Source organism: Dyella sp. AD56 (assembly GCF_002878475.1).
In the GTDB taxonomy this organism is placed as follows: Bacteria; Pseudomonadota; Gammaproteobacteria; order Xanthomonadales; family Rhodanobacteraceae; genus Dyella.
Window position 1 is genome coordinate 179,888 of the sequence record NZ_NRDP01000005.1, and the last position, 17,770, is coordinate 197,657.

Sequence of the window (17,770 nt, forward strand, 5' to 3'; positions counted from 1 at the left end):
CGTCACAGGGCGCGGGTAGTCCAAAACACTAAAGATCCATCCGGAGCACATCCATGAGTCAGGGCAAAGTTGTACAGATCATCGGCGCGGTTATCGACGTGGAGTTTGCACGCGATCAGGTGCCGCAGGTTTACGACGCGCTGAAGATCGACGGCACCGACATCACGCTGGAAGTCCAGCAGGTGCTGGGTGACGGCATCGTCCGTACGATCGCCCTCGGTTCCACCGACGGCCTCAAGCGTGGCCTCGTGGCCCGCAACACTGGCGAAGGCATCAAGGTGCCGGTTGGCAACGCAACCCTTGGCCGCATCATGGACGTGCTCGGCAGCCCCATCGACGAAGCCGGCCCGATCGACACCAAGGATCATTGGGTCATCCACCGCGAGGCTCCGAGCTACGCCGACCAGGCGACCTCGAATGACTTGCTGGAGACCGGCATCAAGGTCATCGACCTGATCTGCCCGTTCGCCAAGGGCGGCAAGGTTGGCCTGTTCGGCGGCGCCGGCGTGGGCAAGACCGTGAACATGATGGAGCTGATCAACAACATCGCGAAGGCGCACGCGGGTTTGTCCGTGTTCGCTGGCGTGGGTGAGCGTACCCGCGAGGGCAACGACTTCTACCACGAGATGAAAGACTCCAACGTGCTCGACAAGGTGGCCATGGTGTACGGCCAGATGAACGAGCCGCCGGGCAACCGTCTGCGCGTGGCGCTGACCGGCCTGACCATGGCCGAGTACTTCCGCGACGAGAAGGACGAGCACGGCAAGGGCAAGGACGTGCTGCTGTTCGTGGACAACATCTACCGCTACACGCTGGCCGGTACCGAAGTGTCCGCGCTGCTGGGCCGTATGCCGTCCGCCGTGGGTTACCAGCCGACGCTGGCCGAGGAAATGGGCGTTCTGCAGGAGCGCATCACCTCGACCAAGACCGGTTCGATCACGTCGATCCAGGCCGTTTACGTGCCCGCGGACGATCTGACCGACCCGTCGCCGGCTACCACGTTCGCGCACTTGGACTCCACCGTCACGCTGTCGCGTAACATCGCGTCGCTGGGTATCTACCCGGCCGTGGATCCGCTGGATTCCACCAGCCGCCAGCTCGATCCGGGTATCGTCGGCGCCGAGCACTACGACGTGGCCCGCCGCGTGCAGGGCACGCTGCAGCGCTACAAAGAGCTCAAGGACATCATCGCGATCCTGGGCATGGACGAGTTGTCGGAAGACGACAAGCAGGCCGTGTCGCGCGCCCGCAAGATCGAGCGCTTCTTCTCGCAGCCGTTCCACGTGGCCGAAGTGTTCACCGGCTCGCCGGGCAAGTACGTGCCGCTGAAGGAAACCATCCGCGGCTTCAAGATGATCGTGGACGGCGACGTGGATCACCTGCCGGAGCAGGCGTTCTACATGGTCGGCGGCATCGACGAGGCCATCAAGAAGGCCGAGGAAATGGGCGCCAAGAAGGCAGCCTGATCCTCTGACGGCGCCTGGAGCAGTTGATTAAGAGTCAACTGCTCTACCGCCACTGCTTCAAACGCACCGGAATACCGTCATGAGTCATACCCTCCGTGTCGACATCGTCAGCGCCGAAGCCGAGATCTTCTCCGGCGACGCGCAGCTGGTGGTCGCCACCGGCGAAATGGGCGAGCTGGGCATCGCGCCCCGCCACGCGCCGCTGATCACGCGCCTGAAGCCCGGCCACGTCGACGTGGTGCTGGCCAATGGTGAGCGTCAGCAGTTCTGGGTGTCTGGCGGCATCCTGGAAGTGCAGCCGCAGGTCGTCACCGTGCTGGCGGACACCGCCGCGCGTGCGTCCGACCTGGATGAGGCCGCAGCCCTGCGCGCCAAGCAGGAAGCGGAGGACGCTCTGGCCAATCGTACCGATACGGTCGAGATCGCCGAGGCGCAGGCCAAGCTGGCCGAAGCCATCACCCAGCTGCAAGCACTGGAGCGCCTGCGCAAGACGCTCAAGCACTGAGCGGACTCGCCCGGGCAGCACCCACGGAACGCCGGCCTCGCGCCGGCGTTTTTGTTTATGCTGCATCGACCCGACAAGGAGGCGCAGACATGGACGCAAGGCTCTATCGCTGTCGGCGGATGCCTCACCTTGTGCGCTTGGCCAGTGTCTTGAGCATCGGCCTCGCAGGCTGTGCCAGCGCACCCTCCCCTGGGCCAGTCAAGCCGGGCACGGAAGGCGACACTTCGTATCGTTCGGTGTCCAAGGACGACCTCCAGCACTACCCGCTCGCCATCGGGCAGGTATCGACCGGTGCGGCTCCCCGCGAGCACCCGGCGCCGGCGTATCCGCCAACCCTGCTTGATCAACGGCTCCCTCCGCGAGAAGTGGAGGCACGCCTCATCGTCAACGAGGAAGGCCGGGTTTCCGAAGTGCGCATTGCAGAGGAAGCGCAGGCGGACGCCGATACCCATCTGTTCGACGATGCGGTGCGCGCTGCCGCCATGCAGTGGATCTTCGAGCCGCTGCGGATCAATCAGTGGGCGGCGGATGCCAACGGCAACACGCACGAAGTGAGCAGCGAGGCGCGTCCGTTCAGCATGGACTATGTATTTCGTTTCGCCTGGAAGGACGGCAAGCCGGTCACGGATGCCTCGGCGCCTGCTCGTACCTCAAAATAGCCAGAAGGCCTACCTCCTCACGTCCCAGGCGGTTCGCATACTGGCTGCTATCCTCCGCCGCTAGCTAAAGACAGGCTCGACTCATGCCCAAGAACGCCCCGCTCCACGTCATCGTTCTCGCCGCCGGTGAGGGCAAGCGCATGAAATCGAGGAAGGCCAAGGTGCTTATGCCGTTGGCCGGGCGCCCGTTGTTGGCCCATGTGCTTGATGCGGCGCGTGCCTTGGAGGCGCAAGCGGTTCATGTGGTCTACGGTCATTGCGGCGACCAGGTACTGGCAGCGTTCGAAGGACAGAAGGACCTACGTTGGGTGCTGCAATCGCAACGTCTGGGGACCGGGCATGCCGTGCGTGAGGCGCTGCTGGATGTGCCCGATGATGCGACGGTGCTCGTGCTTTACGGCGACGTACCGCTGACTCGGCCGCAGACGCTGGAGAAGCTGGTGCACGCCGAAGGCGCCGTGAGCCTGCTCGCCACGCGCGTGGCCAAGCCGTTCGGTTATGGCCGCGTCATGCGCGACGGTAACGGGTTTGTGCGTGCCGTGGTCGAGGAGAAGGACGCGGACGATACGCAGCGCGCGATCAACCTGATCAATACCGGCATCGTCGCGGCGGAGGCCGCCGCGCTGAAGCGCTGGACGTCCAAACTCGACCGCAACAACGTGCAGGGCGAGTATTACCTCACCGATATCTTCGCGATGGCTGCAGAAGAGAATCGCGCTGCAGCATGCGTTGAATGCGAGGATGAGTACGAAGCCGCTGGCGCGAACAATCCCTGGCAGTTGGCCGAACTCGAAGCGGAATACCGCGCTCGTAGTGCCAAGGCACTCGCGCTGGATGGCGTGCGTCTCTCGGATCCTCTGCGCATCGATGTGCGTGGCAAGGTCCATGCCGGCATGGATGTGGAGATCGACATTGACGTCATTCTCGAAGGCGAGGTTGTGCTCGGCGACGACGTGCTGGTGGGGCCGTTCACGCGCCTGAAAAACGTCACGCTGGCCGCCGGCACTATCGTGAAGGCGCATTGCGATCTGGAGGGCGTCGTGACATACGGTCCATGCATCATCGGTCCGTTCGCTCGCTTGCGCCCAGGCACCGAGCTCGCAGCGGGCGTGCACATCGGCAACTTCGTTGAAACCAAGAATGCGACTCTCGGCGAAGGCAGCAAGGCCAATCACCTGAGTTACCTGGGTGACACCATCATCGGCAGCGGCGTGAACGTTGGCGCCGGCACCATCACTTGCAACTACGATGGCGTGAACAAACACCTCACCACCATCGGTGACCGCGCCTTCATTGGTTCCAACAGTGCACTAGTGGCGCCAGTGACTATTGGTGCAGACGCAACCATTGGTGCGGGCTCGGTGATTGGCAAGGATGCGCCGGCCGGCGAGTTGACGCTGGCGCGCGCCAAGCAGGTCACGCTCACGGGCTGGCATCGGCCCACCAAGCACAAGTGATTTCCCGTGGCGACGGCGCTATCGTGCCGGTGCTGCAATCCCATGGACAAGGAGCAGGGCATGCGTTTGCGGACATTCGTGTGTGTGGCCTTGGGTGTACTGGTTATGCAAGGCGTGAGCGCGCCGGCACGTGCCGCATCGAGCGTGCAACTGTTCGGTGATGATGGTTCACCGCGGTTTTCTTTTTATCTCGCTTGCGTCAGCAAGACGGTCAATTGCGAGATCATCGAGCGGATGTTTGGCCATTGGGCCGATGACCGCAACTTAAGCGTGCACACCGTGACGCCCGAAGAAGCTGCGCGCCTTCCGGAAAACCCCGCGCAAGGGCAGGTAGACGGCGGGCCTTACCGGGTCACGGTGCGCTATGCCCCAGAGATGGTGTCGGTCAGCAACTCCCTCGTCAGTGCGTCCAAGGGGCCGCCGCTGGTGAGCTACGTCGCGAACGTCCGTGTGTTCGATTCGGTCAGTGGAAAACTGATCAAGTCGATGACTTGGCGCAAGGAGGATATGGCTGACCGGGATCAGGGTGGGGCCAATCCGTACCTCGATGCGCAGGTGCATGACTTCCTGAAGCATCTGGATCCGGCGTACGCGAAATCCCCGACCTCCTGATCTCTTGTCGATGCTTATGTATGCGATAGAGAGGTCGGCGTCTCACTAACCGTTCGTCCGACTCGCGTACGGTGCATGGTCCTCGATGGTGGGCTCGAGCGCTTTCCGCTTTCCGCTTGCCGTTCGCCCCATGGCTGGCCGGGCTGAGCCCTGCTTAGGCGTAACGCCAGCCGTCGATCTCCACCAGCAGCTCGCTGCGACAGACGTCGCCGTGCAGCAGCAGTACCGGCACGCCGGGCAGGCGGCGCTGCAGGAAGTCGTGCACGGCGGGGGCGTCGGTCGGATGTCGCACATAGGCTTTGAGCGGCGATTGCGTGTCGAAACCGCTGGGCATGCCCGCGCTTGCCAATAGAGCTTCCAGATTCAGCAGCGTTTCGTCGAGCTGTGCCAGCAGATCGTCCTCGTGGGCCGAGGCGTGACCCACTACGGCGGCGGTGCCGGAGATGGCCAGTGCGTCCTGAGCGGGCAGCGTCATGGCGCGGGCAAAGCTGGGTGGCGTGCGGCCATACTGGCGGGGATAGCGCCAGGCGCTGACCTGACGGGGATTTTCCACGCGCTCGCCAGGCTCGTCGCAGGCCAGCAGGTAGACCTGCAGGCGCATCGCCGGGGCGTGATGGCCGATGGCGGTGGCGGCGGGGAAGCCGTCCGCGAAAACGTTGCCCATGCCCTCGGCACGGCCGTCGCAGAAGTGCTTATAGCGTTCGCCGTCACCCTCGCCCTGGTTGATGTCGCCCAGGTAATTCCAGATGCGCTGCACGTGGCGCTCGCGGCGCGTGGCGACGAAGTTGCTCAGTTGCGCGTAGGCGGATACTGACGTTGCACAGGGGCCGCCGTGCGCGGCTTCGTCAAGCGTGATGGCGGCAAACAGCCAGCCGTCGCCACTGGACCACTGCAGATCACCCTGCCGGCCGTGGCTTACAGGGCCTTCGACCTGCCACACCTCGAGCGGCGTGGGGGCATCGAAGCTTTCCAGGTCTACGCTGAGCCAACGGGGATCGTCGCTGCGCGGTGCGCCGGTGCCGAAGCCGAATACAGCCAGCGTGCCTGCTTCCTGCAAGATCTGTCTGGGATCAACCCACCGGTAGGACACTCGTGGTGCACGGCGTAGCGCCAGCCTGACGTTTTCACAACCCTGAACCATGGGCATCCAACCGGAGAAACTGGGCCGCTATGTTACACTGCTAGACCGGCGCCACTGGGGAGAGGCGCAAGTATTCGGGTACGACACGGCATGGCCGAGCAGAGCACCGCACAACATGAACTGGCCACGCTGATCGTGGACAGCCTTAATCTGGAAACCGTCACAGCCGACCAGATCGAGCCCGATGCACCGCTTTTCGGCGGCGATTTGGGCCTGGACTCTATCGACGCGCTCGAAATCGCGTTGGCGGTTTCCAAGCGCTACGGCTTCCAGTTGCGCTCGGACAATCCTGAGAATCGCAAGATCTTCACGAGCCTGCGCACGTTGTCCGAGCACATCGAACGACACCGCGTCGTTTAACCAAGGTCGGGCATGATGGGTTGCGAACGCGGCAGACTTGCACTGTCGCCGCCACGTTGCCTGACAGGCCGAGTCATCCATGTCGCCATTCTCCGCATCCACACCTAAATCGACGTCGCGGCGCTGGTTGCCGCTGATGTTCGGCTATCCGGTGCTGGCGATGGCCGGCGCGCTAACGCATCGCCAGAGTTTCTCACTGGCGGCCTGTGCGCTATTGCTCACTGTGCTGATGGCACCCGCGCTCGCCACGCGACGCCCGCTGCCTTGGGGCGTGTGGGTCGTCACGCTGGCGGTAATGGGATGGCTGGGCTGGCGCGGAATGGCCGGGCTGTTGCTGGAATGTGTGCCCATCGCCATCAACGTTCTGTTGGCCGGTTTGTTCGGGTGCAGTCTGCGCGCCGGCAGCATGCCGTTGATCGCGCGCATTATCGAAGCACTTGAAGGGCCCGAGCGCCTCGCCGTGGCCGGCGTGGCTGTTTATGCGCGCCACCTCACCTGGTTCTGGGCGCTACTCGCGTCGGCGCAGGCGCTGGTGCTCGCGGTGTTGTTGCTCTGCGCCGAGCCCGGTGGCTTGCTCAGTGCGCTCGGTATCGCCTCGCCGTGGCCGGTGCCCGCAGGGCTTGCACAGTCGTACGCTCACGTGGGCGGCTATGTGTTGATCGCAAGCGCGTTCCTGCTCGAGCATTTCTTCCGGCGCTGGCATTTACGTCACATCCATCATCCAAGCTTGCGCGAACTGGTGCTAGGCGTGGCCACGCGCTGGCCAAAAGTGCTGCGCGGCGATAACGCGTCGTCGTCATGAGTCACGCGTCCTATCAGCACGCATTTCGCGTGACCGCGGATCACCCCAGCTTGCCCGGGCACTTCCCGGGTTCGCCGCTGGTCCCGGGCGTGATGCTGCTGGAGCAGGTGGCGCTGGCCTTGCGCGCGTGGCGCGGCGAACGACTGGCCCGCGTGCTGGAAGCCAAGTTCGTGGCGCCTCTGCTGCCCGATCACGAGGCAAAGATCACTCTGACCGACGCCAACGGACGCGTGCGCTTCGAGATCCATCGTGATGGCGAGCTGCTCGCCCGCGGCACCATTGAGGGAGCGACATGATTGAGGGAACAACATGACTGAGCACTGGCAGAGTCGCCCGGAGGGCGGCGGACGGTTCGCACTTTGGCTGATCCGCACCATTGCGCTGCGCGGTGGTCGCCGGCTCAGCCGCCTGACGCTTTACCCGATCACGTTGTACTTCTATTTCCGCCGAGGGCCGGAGCGTCGCGCATCCCGCCACTTCCTGCAGCGCGCGCTTGGCCGCCCTGTCACCTGGTGGCAGGTGATGAAGCACATCCATTACTTCGCGGCCACCCTCCTTGATCGTGTCTTCCTGCTCGCCCGCGGCGAGAAGGACTTCGACGTGACCGTGGAAGGGCTGGACGAACTCGAAGCTTGCCTGGCCAAGGGGCAAGGGGTGCTGCTGCTAGGTACGCACCAGGGTAGTTTCGAGGCCTTACGTGCGATCAGTACGCGCAATCCAGACACTCCGCTGCGCGTCGTGCTGGACAAGCAGAAGACGCCGGCCATGACCGAGCTGCTTGAAGCGCTGGCGCCTGACATAGGCGCCAATGTGATCGACGCGTCCCGTGGCGGTACCTCGATCACTCTCGCCATGGCGGAGGCGTGCCAGCAGGGCGCGATGGTGGCGCTGCTAGCTGATCGCGGCCGTGAGCACGAGGTGCTGCGGCGTGTGCCCCTACTCGGCGAGCCCGCGCCCTTCCCGGTAGGACCATGGCTGCTCGCGCATTCCCTGCGCGTGCCGGTGGTGCTGTGCTTCGGTCTTTATGAAGGCGGCAACCGGTATCGCCTGGTGTTCGAGCCCTTCGCCGAACGCATCGACATTCCGCGACAGGAACGCGCGCAAGCGCTAGACGCGGTGATCACCCGTTTCGCCGCCCGCGTGGAACACTACATCCACGCCGCTCCCTACAACTGGTTCAACTTCTATGACTTTTGGCAGCAAGACATGGACACTGCTGTGCGGCCTGATGCTGTCGCTGTGCGCGAACGCGTCGGCGCCTGATGACGCCGCCACCGCACGTGCGCTGGTGTCCTCGTTGGGGCGGCCGGCACCGGCGCGTACGCCTTTCGCCGAAGCACGCTTCATGAAAATGCTCGACAAACCGCTGATGGTGTCAGGTCAGCTGGCTTGGTTGGGCGACGATCGTCTGGAACGTACTGTCGAACATCCCAATCGCGAGGTGTCGACCATCGCCAACGGTGAAGTGACCCAGCAACGCGAGGGTCGTTCGACGCGCAGTTTTTCCCTGAAGCGCGCACCGCAGTTGCAATTGCTGCTCGACAGTTTCGTCGCATTGCTCGGCGGCGACGCGCCGCGGTTGGAGCAGGCGTTCGTGGTCCAGCACCGTGTGGACGATGGGGGGCACTGGACGCTGACGCTGACGCCGCGTGACGCGAAACTCGCGCAGACGGTGAGCCGCATCGATATCGACGGTCGCGGCAACGAGCCCCACTGCATGCGCATGCAGGAAGCCGATGGTGACGTGGCCATCGATCTGCTGGGCGTCTACGCGTCCAGGATGCCGGCCACGCCCACCCGCGAAGCGCTCGCGACCCTCTGCGGGGGCGACTGATCGTGCGTCGCGGCGGGCGCGTGACATTGCTGGTGGCCTGGCTGACGGCCTTGGCCCTGCTCGGCCTGTTCGTCGTAACTCATCTCAGCGTGAGTACCGACCTTCGCAGTTTCATGCCGGCGCCCACCACACCGGATCAGCGGCTGCTGATGGAGCAGGTCGGTGAAGGCCCCGGCTCGCGCCTGTTGCTGCTCGCTATCGCCGGCAAATCGGACGAGCAACTGGCTGACCTTAGCCAGCAACTGAGCGCTGTCCTGCGTAAGGATTCAAATTACACGCAGGTGCTCAACGGCAGCTTCGATATCGACGCGATCGACGACACCTTGCTGCCTTACCGCTATCTGCTGTCGCCTACGCTGGACCATGAGCGTATGGACGCTGCCTATCTGCGTGACCAGCTCGAACAGCGGCTGGACGATCTGTCGTCGCCCGCTGCGAGCCTGCTGAAGAACCTGTTGCCGCGCGATCCCACACTCGAAGTGCTCAAGCTCGCCGAGCGTTGGTCACCGCCCAAATCACCCGAGGTGGTGCAAGGTGTGTGGTTCTCCCCGCAGCACGAAGCCTTGCTGCTGGTGCTGACGAAAGCACCGGGCTTCGACCCAGACGCGCAGGCGTCAGCTATCGACGGAATCCATCGCGCGTTCGACGGGTTGCCCGAACACACCGATGCCTCGCTGATTGTCAGTGGTCCGGGTTACTTCAGCGTGGTGGCGAACGCACAGACACGTGGTCAGGCCGAATGGATCGGGCGCATTTCCACGGTGGGTTTCATCGTTTTGCTCTTGCTGGCGTACCGGAGCATCGGCTCGCTGCTGTTTTCGGCGCTGCCCATTGCCAGCGCCGCATTGGCGGGTATTGCCGCGCTGATCGTGTTGTTCCCGCAGGTCCATGGCATCACGCTGGCTTTCGGCTTCACCTTGCTTGGTGTGGCACAGGAGTATCCGATCCGTGTACTGAGTCATCGCCGCGCCGACGAAAGTGCCGTGCAGAGTGTGCGTGACCTGTGGCCGCTGTTGCTCACTGCCATTGCGTCGGCGTGCATCGCGTATCTCGCTTTCTTCGCGTCGGGTGTGAATGGACTCCGGCAGCTTGCCGTCTTCACTGTCACCGGCCTGCTGGTGGCGGGCTTCAGTACACGCTATCTGCTGCCCCATCTGCTGCCCGTGCGCGTCCATGATGTTGCCGACATGGGCTGGTTGATACGTGCGCGCCGGATAGTGGATCACCTGCCGCGTCCGCGCTGGGTTCCTGCGCTGGTCGCGGTAGCTACCGTGTTGATGCTGGCCTTTGCACAGGGGCCATTTTGGCAGAACGATCTGTCTGCGCTGACGCCGTTGCCTCGTGATCTGCTGATGCGCGACGCCCGCCTGCGCGAAGCGCTTGGTGCGCCGGACGTGCGTTACTTGCTGGTGCTGCAAGCGCCGGATGAACAAGGTGTGCTGGCGCTTTCGGAGCGTATGGAGCCCGCACTGGATGCGCTGGTCACGCGCCACGTGGTCGATGCGGTGGAGCTTCCTTCACGCTATCTGCCGAGCGAAGCCGTCCAGCGTGTGCGCCAACAGGCGCTTCCCGACCGCGACGTGTTGGAAAGCGCACTCACCGAAGCCGAACAAGGCATGCCGTTCCAGCCCGGGTTATTCAAGCCGTTCGTCGAGGACGTGCAGAAGGCGCGTGAACTCCCTTTGCTGGCGCCCCAACAGTTCTCCACGTCGCCCCTGGGGCAGCGCCTGTCCGGCATGCTGGTGGAACGTGATGGACATTGGCTGGGGCTGGGCACGCTGAGCGGCGTGCATGATCTCGACGCCTTGCGGGCGCTCGCGCGAAACAGCGGTGGTGCCGTGCGGCTGCTCGATCTCAAGAGCGCTGCCGAGTCGCTCGTGGTCGATTATCGCACGCGCATCCTCTATGCCCTGTTGGGTGCGAGCATCCTGCTAGTGATGGCGATTGTCGTCGCCTTGCGCAGCTTCCGGCGTGCATGGCACGTGCTGGCGCCGATGACGCTGGCGACGTTCCTGGTGCTGGCGGTGGAGCGCGTATGCGGCGTGGAAGTATCGCTGTTCCACTTGGTGGCGTTGATCCTGGCCGCTGGACTTGGTTTGCACTACGCGCTGTTCTTTGAGCGCGATACCCATGATGCGGCCGAGCAGCGGCGCACGTTGCATGCCACGCTGGTTTGCGTGTTGTCAGCACTGCTGGTGTTCGGCTTGCTGGCGTGGAGCACGATTCCCGTGCTGCGCGCTATTGGCCTCACGGTCAGCCTGGGCGTCGCCTTCCACTTTTGTCTTTCGATCCTGATGGCTCCGCATGCTCGCCAAGACTGATTGGGCTTCTCTCATTCCCCATCAAGGCGCCATGAGCCTGCTCGATGACGTGGTCGGCTGGGATGAAACGTCGATCCATGCGGTGACCGAAAGTCACGCACTGGCGGAACACCCGTTACGTGGCTCCGCCGGCTTGCACGCGGTGCATCTGGCGGAGTACGGCGCGCAGGCGATGGCCGTGCATGGCGCCTTGCTGGCGCGCGAACACGGAGCTAGCGATGTGCGCCCCGGACGTCTGGTCAGCCTGCGCGATATATCGCTCAGCGTCGAGTACGTTGATCCATCTTTAGGGCGTCTGGACATCCATGCGGAAAGTCTTTACGCCGACCCATCCGGCGCTCAGTACGCGTTCCGCGTGGAGCAGAATGGTCGCGTTCTGGTGAGCGGGCGAGCTGCCGTCATCCATCCTTCTCTCTGATAGCGAGGTCGCCATGTCACAGGCCCATTCTTCCCGCCGCGCGCTGGTGACCGGCGGCAGCGGTGATCTTGGCGGTGCGATATCGCGTGCGTTGGCGGAAGGTGGCTATCACCTGATCGTGCACGCAAACGCCGGCCTTGCCCGCGCGGACGACGTGGCGGCAGCCATTCGCGATGCGGGCGGCAGCGCGCAGGCGGTGGCGTTCGATGTAACTGACGGTGCTGGCACAAGGCATGCGCTGGAAGCCCTGCTGGCCGACGGCCCGATCCATGCGGTGGTCAACAATGCCGGCGTGCACGAGGACAGCCCGATGGCCGGTATGTCAGAGGATGCCTGGCACCGTGTGATCGACGTTTCGCTACACGGCTTCTTCCACGTGACTCAGCCATTGCTGTTGCCCATGGCGCGTGCGCGCTTTGGGCGCGTCGTGTCGGTGAGTTCGGTCGCGGCGCAGCTCGGTAATCGGGGGCAAGCTAATTACGCAGCGGCGAAATCCGCGTTGCACGGTGCCACCCGATCGCTTGCGCGCGAAATGGCCTCTCGCGGCATCACGGCGAACGTGGTGGCGCCGGGCGTGATCGAGGGCCGCATGATTGGTGAGGATTTTCCGCCGGAACGCATCCGCGAGATCGTGCCCGCCCAGCGCGCCGGAAGGCCGGAAGAAGTCGCGGCCTTGGTGGCATTCCTGTGCTCCGATGCAGCGGGTTACATCAATAGCCAAGTGATTGGTGTTAATGGCGGCATGGCCTGAGTTCGCGTGCCCCGGCGTGGCCGGAGCGTGCAGATTCAGGTTACCGCGGCATCGAACACGATCGGTCGTGATGCGCGGGAGCGGCGATAGCTGTTCACGACGTCGCCGTAGCGAATCAGTTGTCCGACGGTGTAGGTGGTGATGCGGGTGACATCGCGGATCGGGCTGAAATGGCTGATGCGGAATTCGCGCTCGTAGCGCGAAGCGATCGGCACCGACACCACGCCCAGCCCTTTCTCACGCGAGGCAGCGATGAGGATGGCGGCTTCGAATACGAAGTTTTCGGCCGGCAGATCCACCAGATCGAGCGCGGCGCGCGGATACCAGCGCTGGCCGCTCTGCGTATCGGCCACCGGTTGTGCGCAAGCCCACGAGATGCCCCAGTCCGCGACCGCGTTAGCGCGACGGCGGGCCTTAGGCTGCTGCTCGCGCTCGAGTAGGCGCGCGCCGATGACGATGTGGTTGGGATAACGCTGCGCGGCGGCGGCGATACGCGGAATGTCGCTGGCCAAGTGCTGGCCGTCGCCATCCATGGTGAGCACGGCATCGAAACCCTGACGCACGGCTTCACGAAAGCCAGTACGCAGAGCTTCGCCCTTGCCGCTACGCTGCGGATGGCGCAGTAGCGTGACGGGCAGTTCACTCACGATATCGGGGGTGCGATCGTCCGAGCCGTCATCGACCACGATCACGGGCACGCCGAGCGACAGGACGGACTGGACGACTCTGCCGATAGCGGCCTCTTCGTTGAGGCAGGGAATCAGCACGCACCAGCGGGCATCGGACGTATTCAAGCAGGTGTCTCCAGGGCAACCCTCAACGCCAGGGTTTCGGCGGCGGCGAGGGTGTAGTCACCTTCGCCTGTAGCGAGATTTTGCATCAGCGGCCAGGCGGATGCGGCAATCGGATTGCTTTCGTACCACGCGCCCGTTGCAGGTGCAGGACGCAGCACCTCGCCGGCGTGGGGCACGAGATCCAGAGCGAGGCCGACCAGCGTGTGCGCCGAGGTCGCCGGCGCCAGCACCAGCGCAATACCGAACGATTGATGTGTGCCGGTCATTTCCTTCAGCGGGCCATGCCCTGCGATGTCGCTGCAGACCAGCAGCACCGGGCGCTGTTCGGCCACGCAGAGGGTGGCCGCCTCCAGCAAGCTCGCGCCAAGACTAGCGTGGCCGGCGCTGACGGCGCTCGACGCCGCATGGCAGCCCGTGGCGATGGTCCAGTAGCCGGCTGGCGCGTTATGCACCGAGTTATGGAAGCGTGTCGGTGACAGCTCGGCCGGCGTGGTGGCCAGCGTGGCGCACATGTAGTCGGAAATGTGCTGGTCGCCATAGGTGGAGCTGAAGACACACGGCAGGTCGCGGGCATCGCGGCCGCTCATGGCCACCGCCTGCCCCGCCACTTCCACGGCGAGCAGCACGCTTTCTGGCGCGCGGCGGCGCTCATTCGCCGGGAGTATCTCCGCACGAGGGCGGCCTGCCGGTGGAGCCACCGGCAAGCCAGCGAGCTGGGCCTTCAGCGCAGCGAAATCGCCCAGGTCGGACGACCACAGGCCGATGCCTTCTACATGAACCTGCAATGTATTCATGCCCGCGCACTACCGAAGGCAAGGCAAGCATTGTTGCCGCCGAATCCAAACGAATTGCTCAAGGCCACGTTGACCTGCCGCTGTTCGCTCTGCAGCGCCAGCTGCGGACCGCAGGCGACATCGGGGTGTGTGCAGCCGAGGTTGCCAGGCACCTGTCCATGGCGGATCGCCAGCAGCGCGAAGACGGCTTCGAGAATGCCTGCCGCACCCAGCGTGTGACCGGTGAAACCCTTGGTGGAACTGGCGCGTGTAGTAGCGGGAAAGGCGCGCGCCACCAGGGCGGCTTCCACTTCGTCGTTTTTCAGGCTGGCCGTGCCGTGCAGGTTGATGTAATCGACCTGCTCCGCACTCAAGCCTGCCCGCGCCAGGGCGTCGCGCAACGCGAGTTCGGCGCCCAGGCCTTCGGGGTGCGGTGTGGACATGTGGTGCGCATCGCTGGATTCGCCATAGCCGAGCAGGCGCGGCGCCTCCGGTGCGGCATCAACGCGTTCTAGCAACGCAAAGCCGGCGGCCTCACCGATGGAAATGCCGCGACGCGCCTGATCGAACGGTCGGCAGGGCTCGGGCGATACCAGCTCCAGTGCGTTGAAGCCGAACAGCACGCTATCGCACAAGGTATCCACGCCACCGACCACGGCAGCGTCGGCAAGGCCGAGACGAATCAGCCGTTCGGCGTTGGCGAACACCTTGGCGCTGGACGAACAAGCCGTCGATACCGTCAGGCATGGCCCTTCCAGCCCCAATGCCTCGGCCACGAAGCCGGCAAGCGAATGCGGCGCATGGATAAGGGGGCGGCGGAGGTTCGGTGGCATGTGCCCGTTTTCGTCGAGGTGGCGATAGCCTTCCTCGGTGGCGCCGATGCTCGCGGTAGAAGTGCCCAACACCAGGGCCACGCGCGCGGCGCCGTAGCGCTGGCGGGCGTCCAGTGCGTGCTCCAGGAAACGGTCCTGATGGAGTCCCAGCCAGGCCAGGCGATTGTTGCGGCATTCCCACGCAGCGTGCGCTGCGGGCAGCGCGGCGTCTTCGACGCCATCGACACGGCCTATCCAGCACGCCAGTGGGGCGCTGCTGAAGTCGTTTTGACGTAGGCCCCCGCGGCCCGTAGACAGAGCGGCGAGGTGGCTTTCGAGGCCTTGGCCCAGCGCCGAGGTGACCGTGTAGGCACGGACGGCAAGGGGGTGGATCGGTACGGACATCGCGCGAGCCTAGCGAGGGGCTTCGGTATTTCCTAGTCTGGACAACCGACAGGGGTGAGGTTGTTCATTTTAACCGGTATGCGCCGAACGCCGGATTGCGTCAGGGCAAGGGGCTGCGCACACTGCGCTACCGGCCTCCGTCTGCCCCACCCTGCCCGTTCGTGCCTCCTTTCATCGCACCGCTCAAACGTGGCCCCTGGCGCTATCTCAGCGACCGTGACGTGCTGCATGCGGCCGTGGTGACGACCGTGGCGGTGCTCCTGAGCCTGGGCTTGGTATGGGTCGGCTATCTCGTTCATGTATGGCGGGTGGCGGCACGCAGCCCGTTGGCCCCTGCCCAGCCGATGACCACCCTCGTTTTTGGCCGACGACTGGTCGGGGATGCACCAGAGAAGGACTACCAGCAGCGCCTGTCGCGAGCGCTGGCACTGATGCGTTCGCACAGCACAGATCACGTGCTGCTGCTGGGCGGACGCAGTGGAGGAAGCATCAGCGAGGCTGCTGCGGGCAGGGCATGGCTAGTGCAGCACGAGTTGCCACCGGGCGTGGTGCTGCAATTGGAACAAGCCTCGGTCGATTCGCTGGAAAACCTGCGCCATGCACGCAGCCTGCTGCGGGAAGACGGGCCCGTGACCCACGTGTTGCCACCGGTGGCTCTAGTGACCAGTCGTTACCATTTGGCGCGTTGCCAGTGGCTCGCGCGCAGGCTTGGTTTTCGTAGTGTGCCGGTGGCAGCGGAACCGGCCCTGGTTATCGATCGCCGCTATCTGATACGGCTGCTGGCCGAATCCGGCTATCTCATGTGGATCGACATCGCGTTGCGCTGGGCCGCACTGATCGGCCATCGGCGCATGACGGCGCGCCTCAGCTGACAGCGCGAACGCGCGACGCGCCGCCGCAGCGGCCAGCTGCGCGCCACTTGCTAAGCTTGCTGTGTTTCGACCCACGATGGACCGCCCGATGAGCCAGCAAGCCGATCAAGCCGAACTGTTTCTGCGCGAACTGCAGGATCGCATTTGCACGGCGATCGAACAGATCGACGGCAAGGCCCGATTCGAAGAAGACGCGTGGACGCGCGCCGCCGGTGGTGGTGGCCGTACGCGGGTGCTCCGCGACGGTGCGATCTTCGAGCAAGCTGGCGTCAACTTCTCGCGCGTTTATGGCAACCAGCTGCCGCCCAGCGCGACGGCGCACCGGCCCGATCTGGCCGGCGGCGGCTTCGTCGCTACCGGTGTGTCGCTGGTGTTGCATCCGCGCAACCCACACGTGCCCACCACGCATGCCAACGTGCGCTACTTCGAGGCCAGCAAGGAAGGCACGGATCCCGTGTGGTGGTTTGGTGGCGGCTTCGACCTCACGCCGTTCTATCCGCGCGACGAAGACGTGGTGCACTGGCACACCGTGGCGCGCGACCTCTGCGCGCCCTATGGCGACGACGTCTATGCGCGTTACAAGAAATGGTGCGACGAGTATTTCTATCTCAAGCATCGCGCTGAAACGCGCGGCGTTGGCGGGCTGTTCTACGATGATCTGAACGAGGGTGGCTTCGAGCGATGCCTCGCATTCACGCGTGACGTTGGGCAGGGTTTCCTCGATGCGTACCTGCCCATCGTCGAGCGGCGAAAGGGCGAGGCCTACGGCGAGCGCGAGCGCGAGTTCCAGCTCTATCGTCGCGGGCGTTATGTGGAATTCAATCTCGTGTATGACCGCGGCACGCTGTTCGGCTTGCAATCGGGCGGACGCACGGAATCGATCCTGATGAGCCTGCCGCCGCGTGTGCGTTTCGAGTACAACTTCCAGCCGGAGCCGGAATCAGCAGAAGCGCGGCTGGGCGATTACCTCAAGCCGCGCGACTGGGTGTAACCCGAGGATGCGCCCCGCTGGGGCGCATCCATTTCCCGGACTTACTCCGTCGGCGCATCGCCGCTGAACTTCACCGGCGTGGCACCCTTCACCGGGCCGATCTGCGCGCTGTCGCTCACCTGCAGCACCACCTCACGGCGAAATTCCAGCGTGCCCTGCACCACTGCATGCGGGCCGATCACCACATGCGGCAAACGGTTGTTGCTATTCCAGTTGAACCAGCCGCCGGGCTTGTCGACCAGGATGCCGCCCTCGACGTGCGAGTTGGCACCCACGACGATGTCGCCGTTGGAGGTCTGCAGGCCGCCACCTACGTGGGCAGCGTCAAGGTTGATGGTGCCGTTCACGGTACCGACCTTGCCTACCACCTCAGCGCTCTTGCCCAATCGCACGCCGCCGTTGGTGGTGCTGACGGTACCCGCGACACGGCTGCTGGAACCCACGGTGACGGCGCCGTTGACGGTGTCGACCGCTGTGGCCTGCACGTGATCGCCCAGCTCCACCGCGCCGTTGACGGTGCTGGCCTTCTGAACCACCGCGTTGTCGCTGACGCGGACAGCGCCATTGACCGTGCTGACGTTGCCGGCGTGTTGGCCGGCATCCACGCGCACCGTACCGTTGACCTTGTCGATGTCACCGTCGGCGGCGTGGGCCAGGACGGGCAGGGTCAGCGCAAGGGCGATGGCAAGCAGATGACGACGCATGATGAACTCCATGTGGGTGGTAATGCCCTTAGGATGCGCCTGCCAGGGCTGGGGTTTAGCATGACCTTCGACAGGGGACGTGGGTGATTTGAC

Annotated in this window: 20 protein-coding genes; 15 read left to right on the forward strand and 5 right to left on the reverse strand. The window is 64.4% G+C overall.

Annotated features, from left to right (window positions below):
- The first annotated feature begins 53 nt into the window (after nt 1-53).
- The 5 genes from atpD (at nt 54) to DyAD56_RS05300 (ending at nt 4,699) form a co-directional block, all read left to right on the forward strand.
- Nucleotides 54-1,466 (forward strand): F0F1 ATP synthase subunit beta, encoded by a 1,413-nt coding sequence (gene atpD / locus DyAD56_RS05280; protein WP_102301696.1) that lies wholly within the window; start codon nt 54-56, stop codon nt 1,464-1,466.
- A gap of 79 nt (nt 1,467-1,545) precedes the next feature.
- A complete protein-coding gene (locus tag DyAD56_RS05285) occupies nt 1,546-1,971 on the forward strand; it encodes a F0F1 ATP synthase subunit epsilon (protein WP_102301697.1) in 426 nt (141 codons plus the stop codon).
- An 89-nt stretch (nt 1,972-2,060) separates the two neighbouring features.
- A complete protein-coding gene (locus DyAD56_RS05290; RefSeq protein WP_233202293.1) occupies nt 2,061-2,630 on the forward strand; it encodes a hypothetical protein in 570 nt (189 codons plus the stop codon).
- Between the two features lie 83 nt (nt 2,631-2,713).
- Nucleotides 2,714-4,087, forward strand: a complete 1,374-nt coding sequence (glmU, locus tag DyAD56_RS05295; RefSeq protein WP_102301698.1) for a bifunctional UDP-N-acetylglucosamine diphosphorylase/glucosamine-1-phosphate N-acetyltransferase GlmU — start codon at nt 2,714-2,716, stop codon at nt 4,085-4,087.
- A 114-nt stretch (nt 4,088-4,201) separates the two neighbouring features.
- Nucleotides 4,202-4,699: a hypothetical protein gene (locus DyAD56_RS05300; RefSeq protein ID WP_233202294.1), complete on the forward strand. Its 498-nt coding sequence runs from the start codon at nt 4,202-4,204 to the stop codon at nt 4,697-4,699.
- Nucleotides 4,700-4,853: 154 nt separating this feature from the next.
- Here the strand turns inward: DyAD56_RS05300 and DyAD56_RS05305 are convergent, their stop codons facing one another.
- The gene (locus DyAD56_RS05305) at nt 4,854-5,840 is read right to left on the reverse strand and encodes a pteridine-dependent deoxygenase (protein ID WP_102301700.1); all 987 of its coding nucleotides are present in this window, start codon (nt 5,838-5,840) and stop codon (nt 4,854-4,856) included.
- Between the two features lie 90 nt (nt 5,841-5,930).
- Between DyAD56_RS05305 and DyAD56_RS05310 the strand changes: the two genes are divergently transcribed.
- From DyAD56_RS05310 to fabG, 8 genes are all read left to right on the forward strand, one after another.
- Nucleotides 5,931-6,200, forward strand: coding sequence for a phosphopantetheine-binding protein (locus DyAD56_RS05310; protein WP_102301701.1), 270 nt, complete (start codon nt 5,931-5,933; stop codon nt 6,198-6,200).
- A gap of 79 nt (nt 6,201-6,279) precedes the next feature.
- A complete protein-coding gene (locus DyAD56_RS05315; protein WP_233202295.1) occupies nt 6,280-7,002 on the forward strand; it encodes a xanthomonadin biosynthesis protein in 723 nt (240 codons plus the stop codon).
- Complete coding sequence (locus tag DyAD56_RS05320) at nt 6,999-7,298, forward strand: hydroxymyristoyl-ACP dehydratase (protein WP_102301702.1); 300 nt, start codon at nt 6,999-7,001, stop codon at nt 7,296-7,298. Before DyAD56_RS05315 ends, DyAD56_RS05320 begins: the two co-directional genes overlap by 4 nt.
- Nucleotides 7,299-7,311: 13 nt before the next feature.
- The gene (locus DyAD56_RS05325; RefSeq protein WP_102301703.1) at nt 7,312-8,265 is read left to right on the forward strand and encodes an acyltransferase; all 954 of its coding nucleotides are present in this window, start codon (nt 7,312-7,314) and stop codon (nt 8,263-8,265) included.
- Nucleotides 8,189-8,836, forward strand: a complete 648-nt coding sequence (locus DyAD56_RS05330; protein WP_233202296.1) for an outer membrane lipoprotein carrier protein LolA — start codon at nt 8,189-8,191, stop codon at nt 8,834-8,836. Before DyAD56_RS05325 ends, DyAD56_RS05330 begins: the two co-directional genes overlap by 77 nt.
- A gap of 2 nt (nt 8,837-8,838) precedes the next feature.
- On the forward strand, nt 8,839-11,157 hold the full coding sequence (locus tag DyAD56_RS05335; RefSeq protein WP_102301705.1) for an MMPL family transporter: 2,319 nt from the start codon (nt 8,839-8,841) through the stop codon (nt 11,155-11,157).
- Nucleotides 11,141-11,575 carry a phosphotransferase gene (locus tag DyAD56_RS05340; protein WP_102301706.1) on the forward strand — a complete coding sequence of 145 codons (435 nt, stop codon included), beginning with the start codon at nt 11,141-11,143 and terminating at the stop codon, nt 11,573-11,575. Before DyAD56_RS05335 ends, DyAD56_RS05340 begins: the two co-directional genes overlap by 17 nt.
- Nucleotides 11,576-11,588: 13 nt before the next feature.
- A complete protein-coding gene (gene fabG / locus DyAD56_RS05345) occupies nt 11,589-12,326 on the forward strand; it encodes a 3-oxoacyl-ACP reductase FabG (RefSeq protein ID WP_102301707.1) in 738 nt (245 codons plus the stop codon).
- 35 nt (nt 12,327-12,361) lie between these two features.
- Here the strand turns inward: fabG and DyAD56_RS05350 are convergent, their stop codons facing one another.
- From DyAD56_RS05350 to DyAD56_RS05360, 3 genes are read right to left on the reverse strand one after another with little or no spacing between them, the layout of a single operon-like run.
- A complete protein-coding gene (locus DyAD56_RS05350; protein ID WP_102301708.1) occupies nt 12,362-13,120 on the reverse strand; it encodes a glycosyltransferase family 2 protein in 759 nt (252 codons plus the stop codon).
- Nucleotides 13,117-13,914, reverse strand: a complete 798-nt coding sequence (locus DyAD56_RS05355) for a beta-ketoacyl synthase chain length factor (RefSeq protein WP_102301709.1) — start codon at nt 13,912-13,914, stop codon at nt 13,117-13,119. The genes DyAD56_RS05350 and DyAD56_RS05355 overlap by 4 nt, the downstream gene beginning before the upstream one ends.
- Nucleotides 13,911-15,110, reverse strand: a complete 1,200-nt coding sequence (locus DyAD56_RS05360; protein ID WP_199178888.1) for a beta-ketoacyl-[acyl-carrier-protein] synthase family protein — start codon at nt 15,108-15,110, stop codon at nt 13,911-13,913. Before DyAD56_RS05360 ends, DyAD56_RS05355 begins: the two co-directional genes overlap by 4 nt.
- Before the next feature lie 161 nt (nt 15,111-15,271).
- Between DyAD56_RS05360 and DyAD56_RS05365 the strand changes: the two genes are divergently transcribed.
- Together DyAD56_RS05365 and hemF are read left to right on the forward strand one after the other, a co-directional pair.
- Complete coding sequence (locus DyAD56_RS05365; RefSeq protein ID WP_102301796.1) at nt 15,272-15,982, forward strand: YdcF family protein; 711 nt, start codon at nt 15,272-15,274, stop codon at nt 15,980-15,982.
- Nucleotides 15,983-16,070: 88 nt separating this feature from the next.
- Nucleotides 16,071-16,973 (forward strand): oxygen-dependent coproporphyrinogen oxidase, encoded by a 903-nt coding sequence (gene hemF, locus DyAD56_RS05370; protein WP_102301710.1) that lies wholly within the window; start codon nt 16,071-16,073, stop codon nt 16,971-16,973.
- Between the two features lie 41 nt (nt 16,974-17,014).
- Here the strand turns inward: hemF and DyAD56_RS05375 are convergent, their stop codons facing one another.
- Complete coding sequence (locus tag DyAD56_RS05375) at nt 17,015-17,677, reverse strand: hypothetical protein (protein WP_102301797.1); 663 nt, start codon at nt 17,675-17,677, stop codon at nt 17,015-17,017.
- Nucleotides 17,678-17,770 lie beyond the last annotated feature (93 nt).

Excerpts from the sequence above, each read along its gene's own strand:
- atpD (WP_102301696.1), top strand. The coding sequence starts at position 54 with ATGAGTCAGGGCAAAGTTGTACAGATCATCGGCGCGGTTATCGACGTG.
- DyAD56_RS05285 (WP_102301697.1), top strand. The coding sequence starts at position 1,546 with ATGAGTCATACCCTCCGTGTCGACATCGTCAGCGCCGAAGCCGAGATC.
- DyAD56_RS05290 (WP_233202293.1), top strand. The coding sequence starts at position 2,061 with ATGGACGCAAGGCTCTATCGCTGTCGGCGGATGCCTCACCTTGTGCGC.
- glmU (WP_102301698.1), top strand. The coding sequence starts at position 2,714 with ATGCCCAAGAACGCCCCGCTCCACGTCATCGTTCTCGCCGCCGGTGAG.
- DyAD56_RS05305 (WP_102301700.1), bottom strand. The coding sequence starts at position 5,840 with ATGGTTCAGGGTTGTGAAAACGTCAGGCTGGCGCTACGCCGTGCACCA.
- DyAD56_RS05310 (WP_102301701.1), top strand. The coding sequence starts at position 5,931 with ATGGCCGAGCAGAGCACCGCACAACATGAACTGGCCACGCTGATCGTG.
- DyAD56_RS05315 (WP_233202295.1), top strand. The coding sequence starts at position 6,280 with ATGTCGCCATTCTCCGCATCCACACCTAAATCGACGTCGCGGCGCTGG.
- DyAD56_RS05320 (WP_102301702.1), top strand. The coding sequence starts at position 6,999 with ATGAGTCACGCGTCCTATCAGCACGCATTTCGCGTGACCGCGGATCAC.
- DyAD56_RS05325 (WP_102301703.1), top strand. The coding sequence starts at position 7,312 with ATGACTGAGCACTGGCAGAGTCGCCCGGAGGGCGGCGGACGGTTCGCA.
- DyAD56_RS05330 (WP_233202296.1), top strand. The coding sequence starts at position 8,189 with ATGACTTTTGGCAGCAAGACATGGACACTGCTGTGCGGCCTGATGCTG.
- DyAD56_RS05340 (WP_102301706.1), top strand. The coding sequence starts at position 11,141 with ATGCTCGCCAAGACTGATTGGGCTTCTCTCATTCCCCATCAAGGCGCC.
- fabG (WP_102301707.1), top strand. The coding sequence starts at position 11,589 with ATGTCACAGGCCCATTCTTCCCGCCGCGCGCTGGTGACCGGCGGCAGC.
- DyAD56_RS05355 (WP_102301709.1), bottom strand. The coding sequence starts at position 13,914 with ATGAATACATTGCAGGTTCATGTAGAAGGCATCGGCCTGTGGTCGTCC.
- DyAD56_RS05360 (WP_199178888.1), bottom strand. The coding sequence starts at position 15,110 with ATGTCCGTACCGATCCACCCCCTTGCCGTCCGTGCCTACACGGTCACC.
- hemF (WP_102301710.1), top strand. The coding sequence starts at position 16,071 with ATGAGCCAGCAAGCCGATCAAGCCGAACTGTTTCTGCGCGAACTGCAG.
- DyAD56_RS05375 (WP_102301797.1), bottom strand. The coding sequence starts at position 17,677 with ATGCGTCGTCATCTGCTTGCCATCGCCCTTGCGCTGACCCTGCCCGTC.